The following is a 21,538-nucleotide window of genomic DNA, read 5'->3' as shown; positions in this document are numbered from 1 at the left end:
GGGGATAACGATCACGTCTCCCAGCTCGTTGCAGTAGCTCGAACCTCCTCCAGCACACCTTCGAGCAGGCCCCGAACACCACTCCCGCCTAAGACGAGTTGCCTATCCAGGAGCCGGTTGGCCGTTTCACACGATGTCTCACTCACAAGAGAACAACCATGACAGGCTGAAAGGTTGAGGCTGGTCGCACCCTGGCGATCACTTTCGATACAGACTGGATCGTTAGAGCACACGTCAGCGTCATCGATTGCAGCGATCACTAGTGGCATGAGTTTGTCAGGATCCCCGAGTCTGACGAGACCACCGAGAGTTCCCTGGGCATCGCCAGCCGCTGTATAGATCAAGATGCCCGCAGTTTTATCAGGCCGATCGGTGTGGGCATAGATTCGTTCTTGAAGCGATGCAGAGGAGTAGCCACTGGCAAACGACAGACGCCTAATCAAGAGGTGTGCGATCGTGTGGAGGGCAATAAATCGGGGTTCAGGAACGTCAAGTCGTTTTGCCCACTCCATACCGTTTCGTCGATCCATCAGAATGGCAGCCCGGGCCCGGACTTCGGGACGAGACTCCCACTCCGTCAGGAAATCTTCGTCAAATTGGATGAAAATTCCTTCCCCGTACACCTCGATCGCCGGAAACGTCGGTCGCCTCTTGCCATCAACCGAAAGATCAGCGCTGATGAGATTCGCTTCGGCAGTGTGTCGCCTGAATCCCTTCAGCGCGCGAACCTCGCGTACTCTCCTGACCTGTCCTACATTCCGAATGCGGGATGAGATTGTGCCTGATAGCTTCTCCAGCTGGTCCGCCGACCAGCTGTCGACAACAAAATCGCCCACGCTTTGGTCTCGTCCCGGCGTTTTCAATTTCTTGATGAATGCTGCCCACTCACCATCTTTGAGATCAAGTAAGATGTCATCATCGAGTTCATCATTATTATGTGCAACTTGGAACACTTCGTCTCGGGTCACCCCAAGCTCGTCAGCAATCCATCCGGCAACAACTTCAGCCTGCGGTCCACCATTATCGGCAACAAGCTTTTCAAAAAACATATGGCCGCGAATGGCGTCAGCCGACTGGATGGAATGCGGACGTTCTTCCGGAATATCTAGTGCAGATATCCTTTCAGCAATATAGTTGCCTGTTGCACCTCGCTGCACGGCGACGAGGCTATGTTCGCATGCACCGTCGGGTTCCGGTTGCTCCCAGGGTTGAACTCCCCTGCATCGAATGCCATCGCGACTGAGTGCCTCCGTTGTCACCAGCTCAGATAAAGGTCGCGACCGACGGCATCCGCCACATTCAACCCGCAACGACGATAGTCCTTCTCCGTGCATAGCTGAGCGAACGAACCGAAGTTCCTTGTACGAACGGCAAAAGCGCACAGCGTCCGTGGCCCCGGAATCCCAACCCCGGTGGGCCCACATGAACCAGGGGATGTCTTGAAGATGGCTGCCCTTCTCGCATACTGCTACAAATCGCATTGGAACGAGTAACCCTCCACAGGAGCATTTATTCGTCCATTTGCCCTTGTTCTTACCAGTCTGCGTAGAAAGACGCGAACACCGCTCACAGAACCGCCAGGTCGGGAACCGCCAATAAAGTAGGCCAGCCGTTTCTTTGCCCGCGCGTCCGGAGTGCGAAGGCGCCTCCCGCAAGGTGCTGGGCCCAAGCCGTTCGACTAGTCGCTGGCAATGAACTTCAGGAGAGAACCGTTTATCCCACCACGAGGTGTCGGGAGCGATGAGTGATTCCCCTCGGATGTCTACGATTGCCCCAACTCCGTAGGGGGCTATCGTTTCGGACAGTCTAAGGTCATGTTTGATTCGTTCCACGGGGCCCCTCCTCAAATGGTTCACGCACTTCAACGGCGACGTTTGGCTCAACAGACCGCATCGAGTCACCTACGAGCCAACCTTCACCTTGTTCACCGAAACGCTTGAGCAATGCGTTATCGTTCTTCTTGCGTCGGTCGTATAGCAATACGCCATCTGATCCTCTAACGATTTGAGCTCGTCGGTCCCAGTCGTTTAGGAGTCTCTGAATGCTTGCACGCGTATCAAGTGCTTCCAGTGGATCAGCACGGTGAACAATTTGTATAAATCGCTCGATCAAGTCACGTATCAGTTGGCTCTGACTGAGATTGGTCAAATCAAGCCTTCCGGCATCCTCATTTCCAGCCAGACCCGGCACTAAATGACGCACTAGTGTTACCAGTGCTCCCGCTAGCGAGCGTTCACGTGAAGCCAATGACCAAGGAGTCACACTTGTGGGTTCTACGCTGCGGTATAACGCCTCATGATAACCACGAAATGTTTCAAAATGTGATCTATCCCGCGCCCGGTTTGATCTGAAAAGAGTCGTGACAACCCCTCTAACCTCTCCGCGTCCAACCCGGCTGGTTGCCTGGATATACTCGGAGGTAGTTTTAGGCTGCCCGACCATGAGCATCAAAGCCAGTCGCGGAATATCGATGCCCACAGACAACATATTGGACGACAATACGACATCGATAGCCTCATTAGTTTCGTCTACGCTGCGTCCGAGTTCTCGTAAATCATTCGGTAGTTCTTCTGGACCGCGACGGCTAGTCAATTCGATCACTCTGCCGGCTCGGACGGTACGTACTTTATGCCCTAGACGCTCTGCCCGAGGCTCCAGCCGGCCATTAACGTCATCCACAACGAGAGTGCCGGAACGGCCCAACTCGCGAAGACTATTATGGTACATCACTGCGGTCCAATATGAATCTAGGCCGGTTTCATTATCCGAAAACTGCTCAAGCATGAATGGAATCTCGATGAGTGGCGTGGCCGCGGATACCGTTGCAGACATTTGCGAAAGCGCTTGGGGCATCAAACCAAGATATAAACGTCCTTCGCCGCTGGCCACCGGCCGGGAGAAAAATGTGCGGTCATCATCAAGCCCGGAAGGCGGATACAACGCCACCTCCCGACCATAAAGTCCCTGAACTTGCTCATGCGACGACCTAATTGTCGCAGTCGACGCAACAATTTTCGGAATTCCGCCACCTGACGCCAAAAGCATTTGCAGTATTGCATCAAATACTGCGACAGTTGTACCCAATGGTCCGGATAATAAATGTAGTTCATCCTGGATTATCAAAGACGGCTGATGATACGCCGTGTTAAGTCCTAACAGACGCCCAGCCTCAGGTAGGAATTGTAGACGAGCAAATTTATCTACTGTCGCAAGTAAGATCGTCGGCGGGTTCTCGTATAAGACTTCGTCAACCACAGCTACCGGGAGCTCGTCGCTAAATTCGCAGGTGTCATTAGTGCAATGAACTACTACGTCCTTACCAACTAGCTTCATGCCGTATTCATTCATTTTCGAAGAGCGAGCCGTGGGTAGTAGCGCAGTTGCGCACCACGGGCAGCTCTCAATCTGAAACTGATTAGCTTCTTCAGGGCGGGCTGCCTTATGCAAGCGCTCCAACGCTGCTTTTGCTTCCAGTCGAGTTCCAGGAGTCACCTCGTTCCCTACCCAAAGACCGATCGTGAATGCGGCCATCCCTCGTGCCCGTACGTCGCTAATCCGGTCCCGCCGCCGAAGCATCTCCATGGCGCAGACAAGCGATGCTGCTCGTTGAAATTGCTGCGAGGTGAGCAGCCGCAATGTATATCGAGTCAGGACGGCGGTGCCCCCGCCTGCGGGTCCATCCACGATTCGACGGCGAAAAATCTCAATCGCGGCCAGTGCCAAATATGCCTCAGTCTTGCCGCCACCAGTTGGAAACCAAATCAAATCAACGAGTTCACGTTCAGCATGTCGCTCGTCAACGGTGGAACTAAGTGCCACCAGCAAGAATCCAAGTTGAAACGGCCTCCACCGGGGCTCACTTGCTTTGCCACCAACGTTTATCGCGGACCGTTGCATCTGAATACGCATGGCGGCCATACCTAGGGCGAAAGCAGTGCGGATTTCCTTCTGATCAGCCTGACGCATCAGGTCAATCGTCTTCCGCATTCTGTCAAGGGCTGCTGCTGAACGATCTACGATTCGCCTAGCAATTACGGCATCTGAGCCGAACGAGCTCACTCGATTTGATTCAGAAATTACCCAAGTCCCAAAGGCTTCAACGAAGGCATCAAGTGAAGCCAAAACTTGTTCAGGATCTGAGTCCAATTGAGAAAGGTGTGTTAGATTCAGCGCTTTTGCTTCAGGCGTCGATTCGCTAAAGCCCACGGTTTCAACAGCTGGCACAACAAAAGAAGGGACAGGATCGAGTCGAACCTGGGTGCAGTTTTCACCCTCGTCGAGCTCCCAATCTGCGGCCATTCCGTGTCCCACAGCAAAGACACGCCGATTTCTATATCTCAGACGCAGTTCGGCAGATTCGTCGTCGAAATCGAATGCCTCTGTCAGGTTGTAGTTCAGAATTGTGCCGTTATCGGTAGGCGATACAGCAAGCGCGACTTGATACAGCATGTTGAGCGCATCCATACGTACGTCATTGGTTGCCGTTGCCAAGACTCTCACATGGACCGTTACAAGCGACGCTTCTCCAAATTTCCTCCACCTCGACCCGATCTCGATAGGGACGCCACCAGCCATGGTTTGATGGTGCTGCTGCTCCCGCGACAGTTCAACGTTGCGAAAATAAAACGGCTCTCGCTTCCATCGGGGAGGTCCATCGCCTCCCATCAAAACATATGTTGCACCTGTGAGGTCACACTGAACCGCGATGCTATTCGTAACAAAGGAAATCGCCGCCGACGACGGGCGCCAGTCCTCCGCAATGGGGACGCCAGTACCGGTTTCTTCTAGTTCATCGTTCGAGGCAGTTGCTCCATCTACGTCGACTTCGTCGTTGTCTGGGACGGCTGCACCTTCATCTGCTGTGGGAGCTGCGGTGTCAACTGGAAACAGCATTCCGACGGCATACTGACGGTTTGGTGAGTTGTCCAAGACTTCGTTCTCACCGCCATCCGGGCCCACGTAAGCCGACCTAAGGTGTTCGAGAACTCGATTTTGCACCCGGGTGAGCATCATTTCGTAACCATCCTCAGACGTACCAATTTTTGCAGACTTCGCCTGTCATCCTTGGACAGCACGATTTGAAGGGAAACGCGGGCTCGAGTGACGGCAACATAAAATGCCGCAGTGCCAACGTTGTCTAGGGATTCCGGCAACCCGCAGACAACAACGTGCTCGGCTTCAAGGCCCTTCGCGAATCTTGGACTTATAACAGTGAACCCGCCTGTATCGCTCACGGGAGGGCCATCGTAAGTAGGATCAATTATCCAAATATCTCTGCGGGGAACTCCGTCATCAACAAGCTGCCCAGCAACGACCACTGCGTCTGCAACACTCACTCGCCCAGATACAGTGTGCCAGTGTACTTTCTCGCCATGCACAATCCCAGGATCACCAATGTCCGCGCCAAGATACTCTTGGACAACGTGGACTATCGCGCGAGTGTTCCTTACGTTTAGGTCTAGATCGACCGTCACGGCCTCCTCGGCTACGATCGCAGCCACGTCTTCGTCGTAGTTTCCATCAACGTGAGCTTGATTGTTGGGGTCTAGGAACATACGCCAACGCCCTCCATCTCGACCGCCACGAATTACTGAGTCAATCTGGTCCATTGCCTCTACGGTCATCAGATCCTGGGCCTCATCGACCAGTACGACGTCATACCGTTCAGCTGCTCCTAGGTCGTTAAACGGGATTACGTCCACTGGCAGGGCGTCCAGATGTGGTGCAAAGTACTGCGCTAGCGCGGGAGATCGAAATGTCACTAGGACGGAGTGTCCTTGCTCGGCTTCCATCTTCGCAGCCTCAACTAGAACTAGTGATTTCCCTGTGCCGGCACCGCCATGAATTAGTACACGCTGATTTCGCGAAAGTGCCGCCAAGACTCGAGCCTGGCCTGCTGTTGCCCGATTTTGTTCGTCAATAACTGCACCTCGCTGCGCGTCGACGACAGGCATCCGCGCAAACTCACCGAACAGGCGAGTCCGCAAATCGCTTAGACGAGCTATTTTTTGTCCGTTTGGGGCCGTGCGAGACCCGATTGCGACGGTTTCGAGAGCATCTGTAATGCCAGACACTGTAATGCTGTCCCGCGCCAACCAATGTGAAGGAAGCCAACCGACTGCGTCAGGCGGCAAATCAATATCAGGAGTTACCACTACGGCTTCGTGAGCGTACCAACCAATCCCTTGCTCTTTGAAAATGTCTCTCAAGGCGAAGGCAGCAGAACGAGCCTGCTCCATGGGTGACGAAGACAGCTTATGCCAGTCCTTTCGCCGATCAATTGTGTACCAGACACCGTCGTGTCGACGCACTCCTCCACCTTTGACCTCAACAACGATCACCATTCCCCTCCACAGAATGACGAAATCAGCCTCAGCCTGCTGTTTATAAGAATGCGATCTAAGGTTGACAGAGAAGAAGGCAACGGCGTCAGGATCCGCGTCGACATCGCTCAATATTCGTGCGAAAGCTCGCTCGGCTGGACTGACTGATTTGCTCTCGATGTCAGCCAGCGTGGGGACAAGTATCATCAGCGTTGTTCCGTCCAGAGGTCAGCATATTCGTGGTATCCCAGGAAATCGTTCATGGCACCCCAATTGTCGGAAACATCAACGATGAGACATTCTTCCTTACCACCGTTCTCTTTTCCGCGCAGTCCGCGACCCGCCATCTGGATGTAGGCGCCGGGGCTAAAAGTGGGGCGGGCAATGTACAGGGCCCTCACACCAGGCGCGTCAAAACCCTGAACCAGCAAATCACAATTGGCGAGAACTTTGATCTCACCTTCCTTGAATTTCCTAATTACGTTTCTGCGTTCTTGGCGACCGGTCTGGCCGCTCACGGATGCCGCCTCCACTCCTCGGTAACGCAACGAAGCAGCGAGGACCTGTGCTGACAGCACACTCGGCGTGAAAACGAGGATTGGCCACTCCGGGTCCTGTTTCATGATGTGTTCAACAAGAACTCGCATTCGCTCTTCATTGCGACCGATTTGCTCGTAGACACTCCGATCAATGAGCCGCCGAGATTGAATCGTGTCGCGTTCCACATTGCTAAGTTCAACTTCAATGCCTGAAGGCAGTACCTCATGACGAACACTCGCCAGGACTCCAAGTTTTACGAGCTCCTGGTAGGCATCTGAGTCGAAAGCAGTAAGTCGCTTCGATCCAAACCTCGCCACAAGGTCTTTGGTCGCCTGGTCATCACCTGCTCGCCCCTTAAATGGTGTCGCCGACAGGCCAACAAGAGGACGTTCCCAACTGCGCCCGTCGACCCCAAGCCATCGTAGGATCGCGGTGTATCTGGTGGAACCACCAGCACGATGCGCTTCATCGATAAAGACTGCAGCTGGCTGACTCAGCCACTCATAGTCAGGTCGATCCATAATCGCTTCAATTTTCGCGTCCGTTGCAACTATAATCGAGAGGCCCGTTTCCGGTTCACGGACTGTATTTGTATCCCAGAGGCGGCCGATTGTTAGTGGCCGTTCATCGCCTAGATAACGCCAAACTGATTCAAAGGTCTGGACTGCCTGTTCACAAAGCTCAGCGGACTGCGCAATCCAAAGGACAGTCCCAGACAAGACTTCATCAAGAAACAGCCTGAGTACAGTCTCTGTCGCAACTCGCGTTTTGCCAGCACCAGTTGGTAGCTCAACCATTCCCTTCTGAGCAGGTCCGTACTCAGATTTCTGCGTGAGTACTGTCCGAAGATCTTCACTTATCTTCTTCTGATATGTATGCAACCTGTTGAGGTGAATAGCGCCTGGGACAACGAATTCCTGAGGTCGTTTTTGACTTCTCTGCCCCGCAAATTCTGGCCCAAAGCCCATCTTTCGTACCCAGGACATTGCTGCTGGGGTTCCTGCCCAAGCTGAAGGAACGTCGCCAAAACCTTCCTCTCGGAAACGGTCAGCCAACATAATCAACGAGTCAGACCCGTAAACAGTCACGAATAGATCCGCTACGGAGGTTTCATCATCAACAAGGCTTTGGGCTTCCAACGCCGTCCACAGCCCACTTGGCAGTGCGTCTCTTAAGTCATCCGGACCAATGTACAAATCTAGGCGCTCGGCGTCCGATTCGATGGTTTTCGCCTCTTGACGCAAAAGTTCGAGCCGGTGATCGAGCCCGGCCTGAAGGACTGCACTTAGCTGAGAATTGTCCAGGCGAAGTGTAAACGCCTCATTTATGAAATTTAAGATCCGTGCTGCGTCGGCGTCGCTCCGAACCACCAGCTCGGAACCGTCAAGGTGCCAGTCCAAGGGCTGATCCTCAACACCGCCTTCGGTTGTGACGCGCTTCGCAATCTGAATGGCTCGGGATACCCCGCAATTCCGCAGCCGGACACCAAATACTTGGCGCAGCCCGGTGTAAACATCTAGAATCCGTTGGGATTCCTGCACTCCCTCAATAACCATAGAAAATGAGAAGCTGTCTTCAAACCGTCGGCAACCAACGACTTCCACCATGGCATTAACATCTTCAAGCTTCACCCGCAGATAGGGCCGCTGTCGCGAGCGAAGAAATTCCTCCTGCTCATCTGTTGTGGCGAGATATACAGCTGACGGTTCGTGTGCTTCGACCATCTGTTTTATGCGGGCTGGAATTGTTGCTGGTCGAGTCCCGTCAAATCCAAACTCGCAGGCTGTCAATATAAATTGTGCCAACGTCTCGTCGTCAACTCTTGGAAAAGTATCCCCCTCGAGCATCTCACGCAGAACACGACCGGGCACATCTCCCAAATCGGCCGGCAAGTCAAGTGAGCTCAAAGCTTGCTGAGGACCCCTGTACAAAGGCAGGAGGCCAGCAAATCGTACTAGTGATGGCGCCACAACATCAGATACACGACGGTACCCCCGAGTTGTTTCAAGCAGCCCCACTTGGTCGACGGCCCACCGGAGCGGTGACGTCGCAGTGAAGGAACGACTCGAGTCAGTTTCCTCGACTATTAATTCACGGTCGCCAAGAGACAGTAAGGTTGATGTCCAGTTCGCCCGCACCTGAGATGGCGCGTCCGCATCCCGCAGCATGAATAGTACTGAAAACGGGCCCGGACCATCCGCTGTACTCAAATCTATGGCCTTAACTGGGAGATCACCTGGCCCCATCCTTGCATTCAAGTCTCGAAGAGTAGCATCCACGAAGGCTGCGAATTTAGGTTCATCTTCAAGAGCAAAATCCTTGACAGGTTTTTGGATAACGCCGATCTGATGGGCCACATCAGGCACACACCGGCTACGGTCCAGTAGACTGGCGGCTACGTCGTCAGACAAAGTGATGTCCAGATCAAACACTTGTTGAGGCCACGCCCAGCTGCCATCACGCGTTGGTACCTTGATTGAAGCCTGAGACAAAGCCATCATTTTGCCAGCTGCCGGGACAGGAACAGACAATGCCGCATCCCAGAGTTTAACAAGATCTTCGTCACTCGGAGTTATTGGGAGGGTGACAAGCCGCGCATTGAGAATTGATTCAGGATCAAGATCGCGGAAGCCATGTTCTCGCAGCAACCGCTCGATCCCAGCCTCTGCCAGGAAACCGGGCGTTACGAAGACTCCTCCCTCTACGTCGAGATCCTCATCTCGATGTAAGAAAACAACCGCGCTGTCCGCAAGCGCCCGCATTCCATCCGTGGTCGGCACCACTTTCGATAGCCTTATCTCGGCCAGACTTAGATTCTTTGTTACAGTACGGAAAGCATTGGCTGAGGATTTTGGGTCATCACCTTCTGCCCATTCACGAAGCCACGACAGGAGTCCTCTTTTGGGCATTGTTTCAAGCGCAGTTCTCGCGTCTCTAGCGCTGGGCTCCCAATCGGCATCAATGGCAGATATCAGGAGATCGCGCAGTCGACTTGCCCTCGTCGGTGAGGAATAGCAGCGCCAGTGAGGGACGTCGTTGCCCGTGTTCGGCGACTGAATCCACCCCTGGTGAACTTGCGAATCAAACCGAATACTCGAGTCGAGTGGTCGAAGATCAGATCCGTTCCGAAGCACCCCCTTTGCGTCCGGGATATAGTGGCCGAGACTCGCCATCCGCAGGACATGCGCTGCCAATATATCGTCCCCAAATCCGTGGCTTTCCTGACCACGTCCTCGCGCCGGCATGAAGTCCAGATGCGCAGCTGGGTCTTCACCGGTTTTTGCCGACGGCAGAAGCTCGACAAATATTTCAGCAAGTGACTTTAATATTTCACGGTTGTAGTCGTTCTTAAGCAAGGTCGTCCGATCGTCATTGACACTCCATGGAGCGTTAAACAATGCAGAAGCGGATGTCGTATCTTGCAAACGAAAATAGGACCAGAACTCACCAATTCGCAGCTTACTGTGCTCAACTGGGACAGCCACGGTCACTTTGACTTCTTCCCGTGAAACGGCCTCTCCAACAAGCTTGCGTGCGTCAACTGAAGGAACATGCATCCGGCTCTTTACGAACCAGTTCATACCTTCCCCATTGGGACGTTCGATTCTAAGCTGACCATTTCCCAGGTCCTTTGAAAAGTGGCTGGTCTCGAATGAATCTGGTCCAACTACCCGTAGTTTGACCTCGCGGACAGATCCCACAAACAGCAAGAATTCCGAACTAAAATCCTCAATTTCTAACCGAAGGCGTTCCATATTGGAAACGTTTGGAAGCTTCACGATCGTCGACGCCCAGCCCGCGAGTTCAGCAAGAATAGGGTCCTGTGCAATCTCTCGCGGACCATCTAAGACATTTGGTGTTCTCAAGACTGGAAAATTCTCAACCGCAGCGATACCTGCCATCGCTTGGCGCGCTTGCGGAGAGTTAAATCCGAATGAGACAGATCGACTTATCACCTGCGGAGATGTTGTTACCGCGAGCACTGATTTGAAACCCAGTCCGAAACGCCCGATTTCATCTCCACGTTTTGCGCTCAGAAACGCGTGCGTGATGGTGACTAAGCCGTCCTCCGTAAAAGGGAGGCCCGAGTTCGCGACATAGAGCGAACGAGATGCAGGGTCTAGGACTATCTCGATCTTTCCAACATCAATCTGGCCTGTGTCGCCAGCGCTAACGATCGCATCAGCTGCGTTCTGGGCCAGTTCAAGGAGCGTTCGTTGGGCGTATCCACCTGTCCGAATGGACTCCTCGTGATTCGCATGCTCGGTAATCAACGTGGGCTTGGCCTCGTACGACGCGATTGCGCTCATGAATTGTTCGTTAATTTCCCGAACCAGAGCCTCGTCCGCTACCCAGCTAGTCGATTTTTCCACTTTGAGTCCCCCACAGTCAATAAGATGTTGATACCATGTCAATGCAAAAATTACGTGTAATGAACCGCCACTAGGCAAGATTCCGACAGCAACTATCGGCGATTTTTTATCGAATGGCCGACATGGCTTCCTAGTCCCTATAGCAGTTCCTTGGCATGACAATAGTCGTATAGCGGTCCCCCATAACTCTGTTACATCACTTCGCAATATACAGCGAAGACTCCCGTCTGCACGTTGTTATTTTGCACGATGTTCGTGATATATGGACCTGTCAAATGCAGCACTGGTTATTTTGCACTGGCAGATCCACTTAGACCAGAAAAGGCATGTAACCAGTCACGTTGTCCACCCACAGGTAAGAGGTATCAAGACTTGTTCATGCCCCGCAGCAAAGCCGTGCCAAACTATGATTGCTGAATATGTCCCGTCGGTCAGCCCTGGCTGCGGTGTTGAAGCCGTAGATTGATGGCAATACCGTTCAACGTTGGAAGGACTCGTCCTTGCGCCTCATTCCGCCGAACCCTGACTTCACCGAGGACCAGCTTGCCGAGAAAGCTGTCTGGGACGTTCTGAAGCTCGATCTCCCCGATGACGTCGTGTTGGCGCATTCCGTCCAGGTGCGGCACGGCCGGGCCGAGCATGAGATTGACATTCTTGTGCTCTGGCCAGGTGTCGGAATTGCAGCCATTGAGGTGAAGGGCGGACTGGTCACCAGCGAGAGTGGGCAGTGGTTCCAGTCGGGTGGGCTCGACGGCAAGCGCAAACTTCAGGATCCGCTTGCCCAATCGCAGGGCTCCGCACATGCCTTGAAAGACTGGCTGGCCGACCAGATGGGTTCACTTTTGACCAGCCGCTTCGTTTACATGGCTGCCTTCCCCTATTCGGCCATGTCGCAGGAGTGGGTCAAATCAGGCAACCCCCGGGCACTCTTTCTTGATCAGAACGATCTGAAACATCCGGCCGAGAAGCTACGCCGCGCCATCGAGTCTGAAGGCGGCGGAACTGTACCGCTGGCTACGCGATTCATGGAAAGAATCCTTCCCCACCTCGAAGGGAACCTCGACCAGCCAACGGGTGCTGCTACCGGCCACGAGCAGGATGAGATTCTCCAAGACCACCTGACCGAGCGGCAGGCCGTGCTGCTGTCGGCCACGCGGTCGCTCCCCCGCATCCGGTTCACCGGCGGTGCCGGCAGCGGCAAGACGTGGCTGGCCGTGCAGAAAGCTCACGAACTGTGCAAGGACGGCAAGAATGTAGGGCTGTTTTGCTACAACAAGGGCCTCGGCATGCATCTGGCCAGCCAGGTGTCGAAGTGGCGTAGCGCGAAGCCTGCCTTCACCGGCGAGTTCCATGAATATGTACTGTCGCTGGGAGTACCGGAAGGCAAGGGGCAGGACTATTTCGACGTCGAAATGCCCCGGCTGCTGCAGGAGCTGGCCGCAGAGTTGCCGGATGGCGAGAGGTTCGACGCGATCATCGTGGATGAGGCGCAGGACTTCATGCCAAGTTGGTGGGATGCACTCCGGAACTGTCTGAAAGACCCGGAGAAGTCGGAGATCTACGCGTTCATGGACGACCGGCAGGACGTCTATAAACGCTGGGATTCAGCCAAGGCGCTCCAGGACCTGACGACGATCCACGTCGACGACAACCTCCGCAATACGAAGAAGATTGCCGAGACATTCAAGAGTTTTGCTGGGGACAAATTCACCCCGCGGGGCAGCACAGGATTGGACGTACGCCGGGTGGAATGTTCTCCGGAGGAGGCCATTGACGTGGCCAGCGACTGCGTCGACGCCCTCATCTCCGATGGCTGGGCCAATAACCAGATTGCGCTGCTGACCACCAATACCCGCCATCCGATTCACCAGGACTTCTTCGAGTCGGACACCATCGACGAGTATTGGCGCGAATTCCATGCCAACGAGGCCGAGTTCTACGGACATGTCCTGGGCTTCAAGGGCCTGGAACGCTCGGTGGTGATTCTCAGCGTAGATGGGTTCCGGGACATGGAACGCGCGGCCGAACGGCTGTACGTGGGGCTTTCTAGGGCGCGGACTTTGCTGGTGGTTGTTGGCGACTCGAAACAGCTTCGTGAAGCAGGCGGGAACCAGCTGGACCTAGCGTTGTCGCGCGCGCAGGCGTGGAGCCCTTACAAGAGCTGAAGGCAGTACTGAATATTTCTTACTCGAAAGGCACCATGAGCACTCCACATGTCTTCGTCACCATGGGCAATTTGCTCAACGTTAGGTGCGATGCCTGGTTACTTCCAACAGATTCGTCCCTTACCTTTAACCCGTATTGGACGACAGCGATGCCGCATTTGGTGGAGTTGGTGGCTGCACAGGATATGAGTTCCGTTGAGGCAGGCATGCAATTAGCTGTTGCCCTCGATGACTGGCCAGTCGAGGATCCTCTGCCAGTCTTGACAACCGTTCCGCTACACGGTGTCAGGGATCCCGAGGAACTCCGCCCGCGCTTTCGAAACTTTTTCGACGAATCCGTACGGGCGTTGAAACATCGTAGCTTGCTGGATCGTCCGTTCCCACTTCTAGCCGTACCATTCTTTGGAACCGGGCTGGGCGCCGGCAATATCTACCGCGGAGACATTCTCCGAGTTCTCCTCAGCGAGGCACATGAGGCTGCACGTGCGCTGCTAGTCGACGTAGTTTTTGTGTTCCAGGATCAAGCGGCCTACGCGCTAGCTCAACAGCAGCGCAAGGAATTCACTGTTCAATCGTGGGAAAACCTCAGCCCCCGACTGCAGGATCTTGTCCACGCGCTGGCTAATCGTGCAGCGCAAGGCCACGTGGTGCCATTCATGGGTGCCGGTGTGAGTGTGAGCGCGGGAGCCCCGGACTGGCAAGGACTCCTCAACATAGTCATGAGCAAGGGTCAGTTGCCAGAAGGACTACACGAGTCGCTGAAGAACCTCCCCGTTCTTGATCAAGCCGGCATCATCAAATCCCTCTACGAGTCAGATCCCACCCGCCAAAAATCGTTTGGCGAGCTGGTGGCCGAAGCAGTCGATGTGGACCGATACGGTCTAGCTCCAGCCCTTTTGGCAGCACTCCCCACCGACGCCGCCATCACTTTGAATTACGATCGCCTCTTCGAACTGGCGGCAAGCGATGCCGGGTCGCCTCGCACAGTCATCCCGGATGACATCTCAGCCAATACGGGTCGCTGGCTGTTAAAGTTGCACGGCTCTGTCACCAATCTAGGCTCAATTGTGCTGACCCGCGAGGACTATCTGGGGTACAACACCAACCGGGATGCCCTGTCTTCGATGGTCAAGGCCCACTTACTCACCCACCACTTGCTGTTCGTTGGTTTTGGCCTGACCGATACTCATTTCCACGAGATCATCTTCGACGTTCGGCGTGCAATCCCGCTCGATCAGCAGAAGCACTTCGGCACGGTTCTGACCCTTAGCTACGACGAAATGCAGAACAAGATATGGAACGGCCAACTGGACATTGTGCCAATGTCCGAAGCCGGCGAAGCCCTTTCGATCCCCGAAGCCGCCCACCGCTTGGAGATCTTCCTCGACATGCTAGCTGCTTGCTCCTCGGATTCACACGCATTTTTTCTTGCCCCTCACTACTCTGGCGGAATGTCGGCAGACGATCTGAAGTTGCGCAACCAGCTTCTCGATCTTGCAGAAGCCAACAAGGGCCAGATCGGTCAAGCTGCATGGCAGGTGCTGGAAGTTTCACTCAAAGCCATGGGCTGGGATCCACACCACCCATACACTCGCTGACTCACGTACGCCCAAGACCGGAAGCTGCAGCCGTCAGCCCGACATTCACGGAGATTTGAGGCCGACTACCCTCGCCGCACCCTGAACAACGCGGCTGGGCGACCCTGCGTCCCGTCCGACATCTCGCCCGTCGCCTCCAGTTCGCGTTCCATGGAGCGGCGGAAGGTATCGCGCTGGAGGGCCTCTCCCAGCACTGCCTCATGAACCTCTCGCAATTCTTTTAGTGTGAACGACTCCTTCAAGAGGCCGGCCGGATCTGGTGTTGTCGCGTACCGGCTGCGGACCTGCTCCACAGCGAAGCCAATGATCTGAGCATGGTCATAAGGGAGCTCGCAGTTGTGAATTTCCTCGACTGCCACCACTGTTGCCCGTTCACTATTTAGAGGCTCAAGCAGCGCTGACGCTGGCAACACGTCAACATGAGCCACGGACAACACCCAGCCACGTGCATCCCGTCCGGGTTCATCAAAAACATGCAGCTGCTGCGGAGAACGCCCAGTAACTCCCGCCTTTTCGCGAAGAGAGCGAAGGACAGCGTCAGCCAGCCTCTCCCCCGGATGGAGGAAGGTCCCCGGCAAAGCCCACCCGCCCCCAGGCGAGTGGACCAAGAGAACTTTCAGGCCGCCGTCGTGCGCTGTCAGTAGAGCAGTGTCCACCGCGACTGAGGGTCGGGGGTAGTCCTGCAAGGTCTTGCCATGCTGGTCCGTGGGCAACTCATGGGAGGAAGTCATGACTCTATTTTGCGCAGACTTGCGCAAAGTGTGCAACATGACTTACATTTGACTTAGCGCAGAAATGCGCAAATGATTATTTCACCGAGATTAGCTAAAGGAGAACCGCCATGAAACTGCCCCAACTTCACGTAGGCTTCGGCACCCAGTGCGGACCGGCCACCATCTTCCCGGTCTGGGCGGATTCCCCAGAAGCACAGGGCTTGGTGACAGGTTCCGATACCCAACTGGTAGTCCAAGAACTTCCCACACCGGAGGTCGGCCGACTCACCGTCACCAACGTGGGCGCCAAGGCGGCTCTATTGACGGAGGGGCAGCTGCTCGAAGGCGGCCAGCAACACCGCATCGCGGAGCAGACGGTTCTCATTGGCGCATCAGAAACTGCCGTCATCAATGTCCTGTGTGTAGAAAAGGGCCGTTGGAGTGGAAGCGCAGAGCACCGCAGCTCCGGACGACGCGCACCGCTTCAGGTCCACGCCGGACTTCACGGGAGGGGAACTGACCGCCAAAGCGACGTCTGGCACCGAGTTCACCGCTATGAGGGAAGCCGCACCACCAGCGCCACAGGCTCCCTGCTGGACCACCTCGACCAGCCCCGGCCGCAGGACATTGTGCTGCCGAACATCGTGGACGGCCAGCGCGGAGTCATCATCGGTTTTGACGGGCGGGTCTTGTCTCTGGAGCTCTTCGGTTCCCACAAGTTGTTCCGCCAGCACTACGCCGAACTCATGGAATCCATGGTGCCGGACCTGCTGCTTTTCAATACGCCTGCAGGCCGCGGTGTACCAACGATAGTGCGGGCGCAGTCTGCCAGGGACTTCATTGTCGCTATCGCGTCCAACGGTTTTGGTTTCCGAGACCATGCCGTGCACCGTAGCGGAAACCGCACCATTCCGGCACGGCGCTTTGAAGGCAACCACCCCCAGCTACCCCTCAAGGGCGTGAGCATTGGGGGAACGGACGGTGCTGACCCGCAGATTGCCCACCTCATTGCGTGGAACGGCAAACACAGCATGCTTGCCTAGCCGACAACTCCGGCTCAACAGATTTCAGGGCCTTAGCGGCCCGACCACCAGCTTTTGAGAACCGTAAGGGAGCACCATGAAACTCACCACCGCACAGCTCGACCGCGCAGCCGGCGTCCTCGTTGCCACCGCAGCAGGCGACGCCCTCGGCGCGGGCTACGAATTCGGCCCCGCACTCCCCTCCACCACGCCCGTCACCATGAAGGGCGGCGGCCCCTTCGGCTTCGCCCCTGCCGAATGGACCGACGATACCTCCATGGCGATCGTCATTGCCCACTCCATCCTTGACGGGTTCGACGCCGGACACGCACCTTCCGCTGGCACCACCCTCGCATCGATGGTCACCGGTTGGCAGGCGTGGGCCGCTGAGTCCAAAGATGTGGGCGCACAGACGAGTTCCGTCCTGCACCGGGCGGCTCGTCTCATGGTTGATGGCCTGGGCGACGACGCCGCTGCCGTCGCTGCAGCGCGTGCTCACCACGAGGCAAGTGGGCGGTCTGCCGGCAATGGTTCCTTGATGCGGACGGCTCCGGTCGCCTTGGCGCTGCTGGACTCAGATGTTGCCTTGTGGGACGCCGCAGCTCAGATCAGCGGGCTAACCCACTACGAGCTCGACGCCACGGAGGCCTGCCAGCTGTGGACTGCTGCCATCCGCCACGCTGTACTGACGGGTCGGCTGGATGTGCGGATTGGCCTCTTGCAGCTGGACAGCGAGCGGGCGCAGCTGTGGCTCGAACGGATCCGGACTGCTGAAGCATGGCAGCCACGTGACTTCACCCAGAATGGCTGGGTGGTGGAGGCGTTCCAGGGCGCATGGTCTGCGATTCACCACGGTGTTGCCGCGGCCGGATCTGTTGGCCCGGAGGCGCTGCGACTGTCCTTGGAGAATGCCGTTCGAGGCGGCAACGATACCGACACCGTTGCAGCTATTGCGGGCGGACTCATCGGAGCCGCTGCTGGCTACTCCGCTATCTCTTCTGGATGGCGCCGGAAGCTCCATGGCTGGGGTGCCGACGGCGAGCGCGAGCTCGTAGCGCTGGCACTGGAACTCGTTGCAGGTGGGAACCGACCGGGTTCGTGGCCGCGTCTTTCAGCTGTGGATTACAGCGGATGGCGGGGAATTGGCACGGTTGTGCAGCACCCCGATGATGCCGGCGTCTGGATTGGCGGCTCAGCGCAGCTGCCGTTCCTCGGTTCGGCTGAGGCCGCCACTCGCGGCCTGCCGGCAGCGCTGGGTGAGGTGTCCGCCGTCGTTAGTTTGTGCAGGGTTGGGCAGGAAGAGGCTCCTGCCATCGCGGCCGAGAATCACGCGACATTTTGGCTCATTGACAATGCCGATTCGGCTGAGAATACCCATCTGGAGTTTGTGTTGCGGGATGCGGCGAAGGCGGTGGCCCGGTTCCGTGCCGAAGGCCGGACCGTGTACCTGCACTGTGTCCAGGCCGAGAGCAGGACGCCCACGGTTGCCGCGCTGTATGGGGAACTGCTGGGAGGGCATGCCATGGAGTCGTTGGAGCGGATCCGCCGCACACTGCCCAACGCCCAGCCGAATGGTGCGTTTATGAAGGTGCTGCGGGGAACTGCCTAGTCACCCTGGGCAGGAGCAGGCGTTTCCTCGCTGGTACTGGGGGGCGCGGCGAAAAACGCGGCCCGCTTAGCAATCCAGTCGGCTCGGTATGGAGAGCGGGCATCTGCGATGTCTGCCTCCAGCACTGGCAGTGTGGCGGGCGCAAGCTCGGCGGCGTCTTGATCTTCAGTTGCGTACCCAACGCCCCATGGGAGGACAAAACGGTTGCGGAAGGTTTCGAGCCACAACACCACTAGATCTCTGTCGCTGGCGATGGTCTCTTCAGTGACGCTTCCTCTCTCGTGCCGGATGATGATCCAGCTGCCGCCGGTGCCCCGTTTGGCGGCGAATTCGGGATCCTGCCCCCAGTAGCAATCACCCCATTTTTGTGTGGGAGTGCTAGGCACTGCAGCCTGCGCGAGGGACTGAGCCAGCGATTTCGGGGTTCAGGGCGCAGGGAAACAGGTATCGAGACTGATTTGAAGTTCGTGGGGTGTCAGCCACTGCGGGAACTCGCTGACGCTCAGATGCTGCAGGCTGATGGAGGCGGAGAGGGACCGAGTCGGCAGTGCGGGGCCTCCGACATCAAGGAGTGCCAGGTGCGACTGCAGCATCTTGATGTAGCGCCGGTACTCCACTGCCGAGCTAGTCTGCCGAACGAAAAGGAGGAAGCGGGATGGAATCCACCACGAGGCTGCCCCACGGGGCCGTTTTGCTCAGGAAACTTATGTGGTCCAGTTTATTCTGTTACCTTCATGCCTGCCATTCTCAAACGAGCACGGCAAGCATGAAGAATAAACCCGTCTAGGACGGCTGAGTCCGGTCCCCTCTAGTTTTTCTTCGCCGTTGCCAGCTTTTTGCCATGCTTCCACAGAACAACGTCCATGATGCGCAGAGCTGAGGCCTCGGAGGCGACGCCCGATTTCTCTTGAATTTTTTTCAGCCGCTCGGGCAGTCCCGATCCGTCTGTCAGCACCTCATGCCAGAAGCTCCACTGCTTGTCTGAATTCTTCATTTCCATCACTGAGCCGATCACGGAATCGTAAATGGGAATCAGCCGTGGACGCTTTCGGGCCATGATTTTGCTTGCCGTGGTGGGACCAACGCCCCAACGTTCCGCATCAGATTGACGCAGAAGCCGCCAGAGTTGGATGGCTGCACTGTCCTGACCCAGTGTTGAGGCGAAGTCCTCGACAGAAAGGTTCGCAAGGTCAAGGTCGGCCGGGATCTGTTCTAGCAACTCGGAAATCTTGACCTTGTAGGTTTCCAGAATCCCAATGGCAGCAGGTGCGGGGAAGTTCACGGAGAGGAAACTGACGGCAATCAAGTCGTTGGCCGTAATCGTATTGACCACCTCAGTGGCCTCTCCACCACCCATCCATGATTCAAAGTGCGCGCCAGTCTGTATTTCGCCGCGCTTGTGGGTCTCGGTGTAGTAGTCCTTGACCAGTGCCGCGGCCTGCTCGACATGGGCAGAATCTAGGATCTTGGGGAGCATCATGCTCTCAATGAATCACAGGGGCACGACATCGCAAGATTGTTACGGCATCGGGTGGCTACGCTCCCCCGCGATGTCCACATGGCCGCCGCGCTGGGTTTATCAAGAAATCGAGATAATCGCAGATAAAGCTTGATCGTTGAGGTGAGCGATTCCGCGAACCCGGGTGTCCGGCGTCGAGCATTCAGATCACAATGTCAGTCCCTGCCCCTAGGCTCACACTCAATAGCCACATCGACGATTCAGAGAGTGCCCTCATGGACAGCAGCGCATCAGCAACAGTTGCCACAGCGAGCCGCAAGCTGCCGCTGCCCGGGCCCGGACTCCTCGGATTGCGGCCGGCCTTCATGGAAGTTGGGGCCAGACACGGTATTACTGCTGCGGTGCAATTCCGGTGGGGCCGCTGCGTGTGGGTTGTTGTGCGGACCCAGGGTGCGGATGTTGTTGAAATGCGTGTTGGTTCCAGACTGACGCCCAATTCCAAGGACCGATGCGGAGGGCAACTCGCAGAAATTCTGGCTGCCATCAAGTCGCTCCAGCCTGGCAGTGACGTCCCGGTCTATGCGGACACGCTGAGCGATCTTTTGGAAGCTGCCGGCATCACAGTCAGCCCATTGTTTCCGCCGGCCGCAGCGACTGCAGCTATTGATAGGGCGGTTCCCGAACACATTGAATCGCTGCTCACCAACCTTGTCATCGCTACCGATGCGTCCAAGGGCACCCGTAGCTCGTGGCGCGGCCACGGTTGGGTCATGGACTTCGGCTTGGACAGCCCTCCCATCCTGGGGCTGCGGACCAGCCAACATGGAAACATCCTGAAGGCCGAGCTGCACTCCATTTATCTGGGACTGTTGGCCGCACGTGCCCGGTTCGCTGGCACGATGGACGGCCGCTGCGCTGTCACCGTACTTTCTGACAACCTGACCGCTGTCAATTTGCTCACCACCCACTCTGCTCTTCCTTCAGGTCTCAGTACTGGTTGCCGCGAAGAAGTGTCGGCCATCCGTGCACTGACGCAGAAGTCTCTGGTGGCGTTCAACTGGGTCAAAGGCCACGGCAGCAACGACCTCAACAACACCGCCGACAGACTCGCTGTCTTGGCCCGGCGCGCCAAGGAAGCGGAACTGACAAACGAGCAAAGAAACGTGCTGTTGTCAGGTATTCAGGATTCGGTGCTGGGGCTGGCTGGCCAGGGAGCGTTGGCTCTGGCGGCGTAGTGGGTTTGCGTTGCCTAAGCGGTTCCGGCAAGCGCTAATTAGTAGGAGGGTGCCGTGAGGCCGGAGCCGTGAGGCGGCTCAGCCTTTTGCCGGGTTGTCCAGATTGGTGTTGGCAAAAGCCCGCACAGACGCTTTCCCATTGAATCGGTCCCACACGTCAACCGCATTTTCGGTGACGTGAGCAGTGCCGGCGTCGGCAGGAACATCTAGGTGGTCGTGGGCGACCCATTCCCCGTCGAGGCGATACACGCTGGTGCCAGCAGATTCGTCCGTTTTAGCGAGGCGAATGGCACGACCATTGGCACCGGTTAAGTAGTACTTCACCGCGCTTGGCACGTAGTGCTTGCGCGCATCATAGGAAAAGTACGGTTCATCATCGAGGTATTCCATCGATGAGTCCAAGGCCCCCGGGTGCGCCAAATGGTCTGTCGAGCTCGTCCAACCTCCGCTCTCTGCGAATTGTCGCCGCGTCGCCCGTAGGCTTCCCCAAGTTGCGTCCAT

Annotated in this window: 14 protein-coding genes; 5 read left to right on the top strand and 9 right to left on the bottom strand. The window is 56.3% G+C overall.

The genetic code is table 11. The features are described from left to right. Positions 1 to 11 precede the first annotated feature (11 nt). From AB0O97_RS08550 to AB0O97_RS08535, 4 genes are all read right to left on the bottom strand, one after another. Positions 12 to 1,832 carry a DUF1998 domain-containing protein gene (locus AB0O97_RS08550; RefSeq protein ID WP_363881736.1) on the bottom strand — a complete coding sequence of 607 codons (1,821 nt, stop codon included), beginning with the start codon at positions 1,830 to 1,832 and terminating at the stop codon, positions 12 to 14. After that, positions 1,813 to 4,929: a helicase-related protein gene (locus AB0O97_RS08545; protein ID WP_363881734.1), complete on the bottom strand. Its 3,117-nt coding sequence runs from the start codon at positions 4,927 to 4,929 to the stop codon at positions 1,813 to 1,815. The genes AB0O97_RS08550 and AB0O97_RS08545 overlap by 20 nt, the downstream gene beginning before the upstream one ends. An 80-nt stretch (positions 4,930 to 5,009) precedes the next feature. Beyond that, positions 5,010 to 6,530 carry an NERD domain-containing protein gene (locus AB0O97_RS08540; protein WP_363881732.1) on the bottom strand — a complete coding sequence of 507 codons (1,521 nt, stop codon included), beginning with the start codon at positions 6,528 to 6,530 and terminating at the stop codon, positions 5,010 to 5,012. Continuing rightward, the gene (locus AB0O97_RS08535; protein ID WP_363881730.1) at positions 6,530 to 11,173 is read right to left on the bottom strand and encodes a DEAD/DEAH box helicase family protein; all 4,644 of its coding nucleotides are present in this window, start codon (positions 11,171 to 11,173) and stop codon (positions 6,530 to 6,532) included. Before AB0O97_RS08535 ends, AB0O97_RS08540 begins: the two co-directional genes overlap by 1 nt. Before the next feature lie 563 nt (positions 11,174 to 11,736). Between AB0O97_RS08535 and AB0O97_RS08530 the strand changes: the two genes are divergently transcribed. Both AB0O97_RS08530 and AB0O97_RS08525 read left to right on the top strand, forming a co-directional pair. After that, positions 11,737 to 13,401, top strand: a complete 1,665-nt coding sequence (locus AB0O97_RS08530; RefSeq protein WP_363881728.1) for an NERD domain-containing protein — start codon at positions 11,737 to 11,739, stop codon at positions 13,399 to 13,401. A 35-nt stretch (positions 13,402 to 13,436) separates the two neighbouring features. Continuing rightward, positions 13,437 to 14,999 carry an SIR2 family protein gene (locus AB0O97_RS08525; protein WP_363881726.1) on the top strand — a complete coding sequence of 521 codons (1,563 nt, stop codon included), beginning with the start codon at positions 13,437 to 13,439 and terminating at the stop codon, positions 14,997 to 14,999. A 65-nt stretch (positions 15,000 to 15,064) separates the two neighbouring features. Here AB0O97_RS08525 and AB0O97_RS08520 read toward each other — a convergent pair whose 3' ends face one another. Continuing rightward, entirely contained in the window at positions 15,065 to 15,730 is a 666-nt protein-coding gene (locus AB0O97_RS08520; protein WP_363881724.1) for an NUDIX domain-containing protein, read from the bottom strand. Positions 15,731 to 15,840: 110 nt separating this feature from the next. Here AB0O97_RS08520 and AB0O97_RS08515 point away from each other — a divergent pair, with 110 nt between their 5' ends. After that, a complete protein-coding gene (locus tag AB0O97_RS08515) occupies positions 15,841 to 16,755 on the top strand; it encodes a DUF6569 family protein (RefSeq protein WP_363881723.1) in 915 nt (304 codons plus the stop codon). Between the two features lie 76 nt (positions 16,756 to 16,831). Beyond that, entirely contained in the window at positions 16,832 to 18,343 is a 1,512-nt protein-coding gene (locus AB0O97_RS08510; RefSeq protein ID WP_363881721.1) for an ADP-ribosylglycohydrolase family protein, read from the top strand. Here the strand turns inward: AB0O97_RS08510 and AB0O97_RS08505 are convergent. The 3 genes from AB0O97_RS08505 to AB0O97_RS08495 form a co-directional block, all read right to left on the bottom strand. Next, positions 18,340 to 18,729, bottom strand: coding sequence for a hypothetical protein (locus tag AB0O97_RS08505; protein ID WP_363881719.1), 390 nt, complete (start codon positions 18,727 to 18,729; stop codon positions 18,340 to 18,342). The genes AB0O97_RS08510 and AB0O97_RS08505 overlap by 4 nt on opposite strands. Before the next feature lie 39 nt (positions 18,730 to 18,768). Next, the gene (locus AB0O97_RS08500; protein WP_363881717.1) at positions 18,769 to 18,960 is read right to left on the bottom strand and encodes a hypothetical protein; all 192 of its coding nucleotides are present in this window, start codon (positions 18,958 to 18,960) and stop codon (positions 18,769 to 18,771) included. 191 nt (positions 18,961 to 19,151) lie between these two features. Further along, positions 19,152 to 19,823, bottom strand: coding sequence for a DUF6308 family protein (locus AB0O97_RS08495; RefSeq protein WP_363881716.1), 672 nt, complete (start codon positions 19,821 to 19,823; stop codon positions 19,152 to 19,154). Positions 19,824 to 20,077: 254 nt separating this feature from the next. Here AB0O97_RS08495 and AB0O97_RS08490 point away from each other — a divergent pair, with 254 nt between their 5' ends. After that, positions 20,078 to 21,037 carry a hypothetical protein gene (locus AB0O97_RS08490; RefSeq protein WP_363881715.1) on the top strand — a complete coding sequence of 320 codons (960 nt, stop codon included), beginning with the start codon at positions 20,078 to 20,080 and terminating at the stop codon, positions 21,035 to 21,037. A 78-nt stretch (positions 21,038 to 21,115) separates the two neighbouring features. Here AB0O97_RS08490 and AB0O97_RS08485 read toward each other — a convergent pair whose 3' ends face one another. Further along, entirely contained in the window at positions 21,116 to 21,427 is a 312-nt protein-coding gene (locus AB0O97_RS08485) for a hypothetical protein (RefSeq protein ID WP_363837288.1), read from the bottom strand. Positions 21,428 to 21,538 lie beyond the last annotated feature (111 nt).

The organism is Specibacter sp. NPDC078692 (assembly GCF_040686835.1).
Classification (GTDB): domain Bacteria; phylum Actinomycetota; class Actinomycetes; order Actinomycetales; family Micrococcaceae; genus Specibacter.
This window is presented reverse-complemented; position numbering and strand designations above follow the sequence as displayed.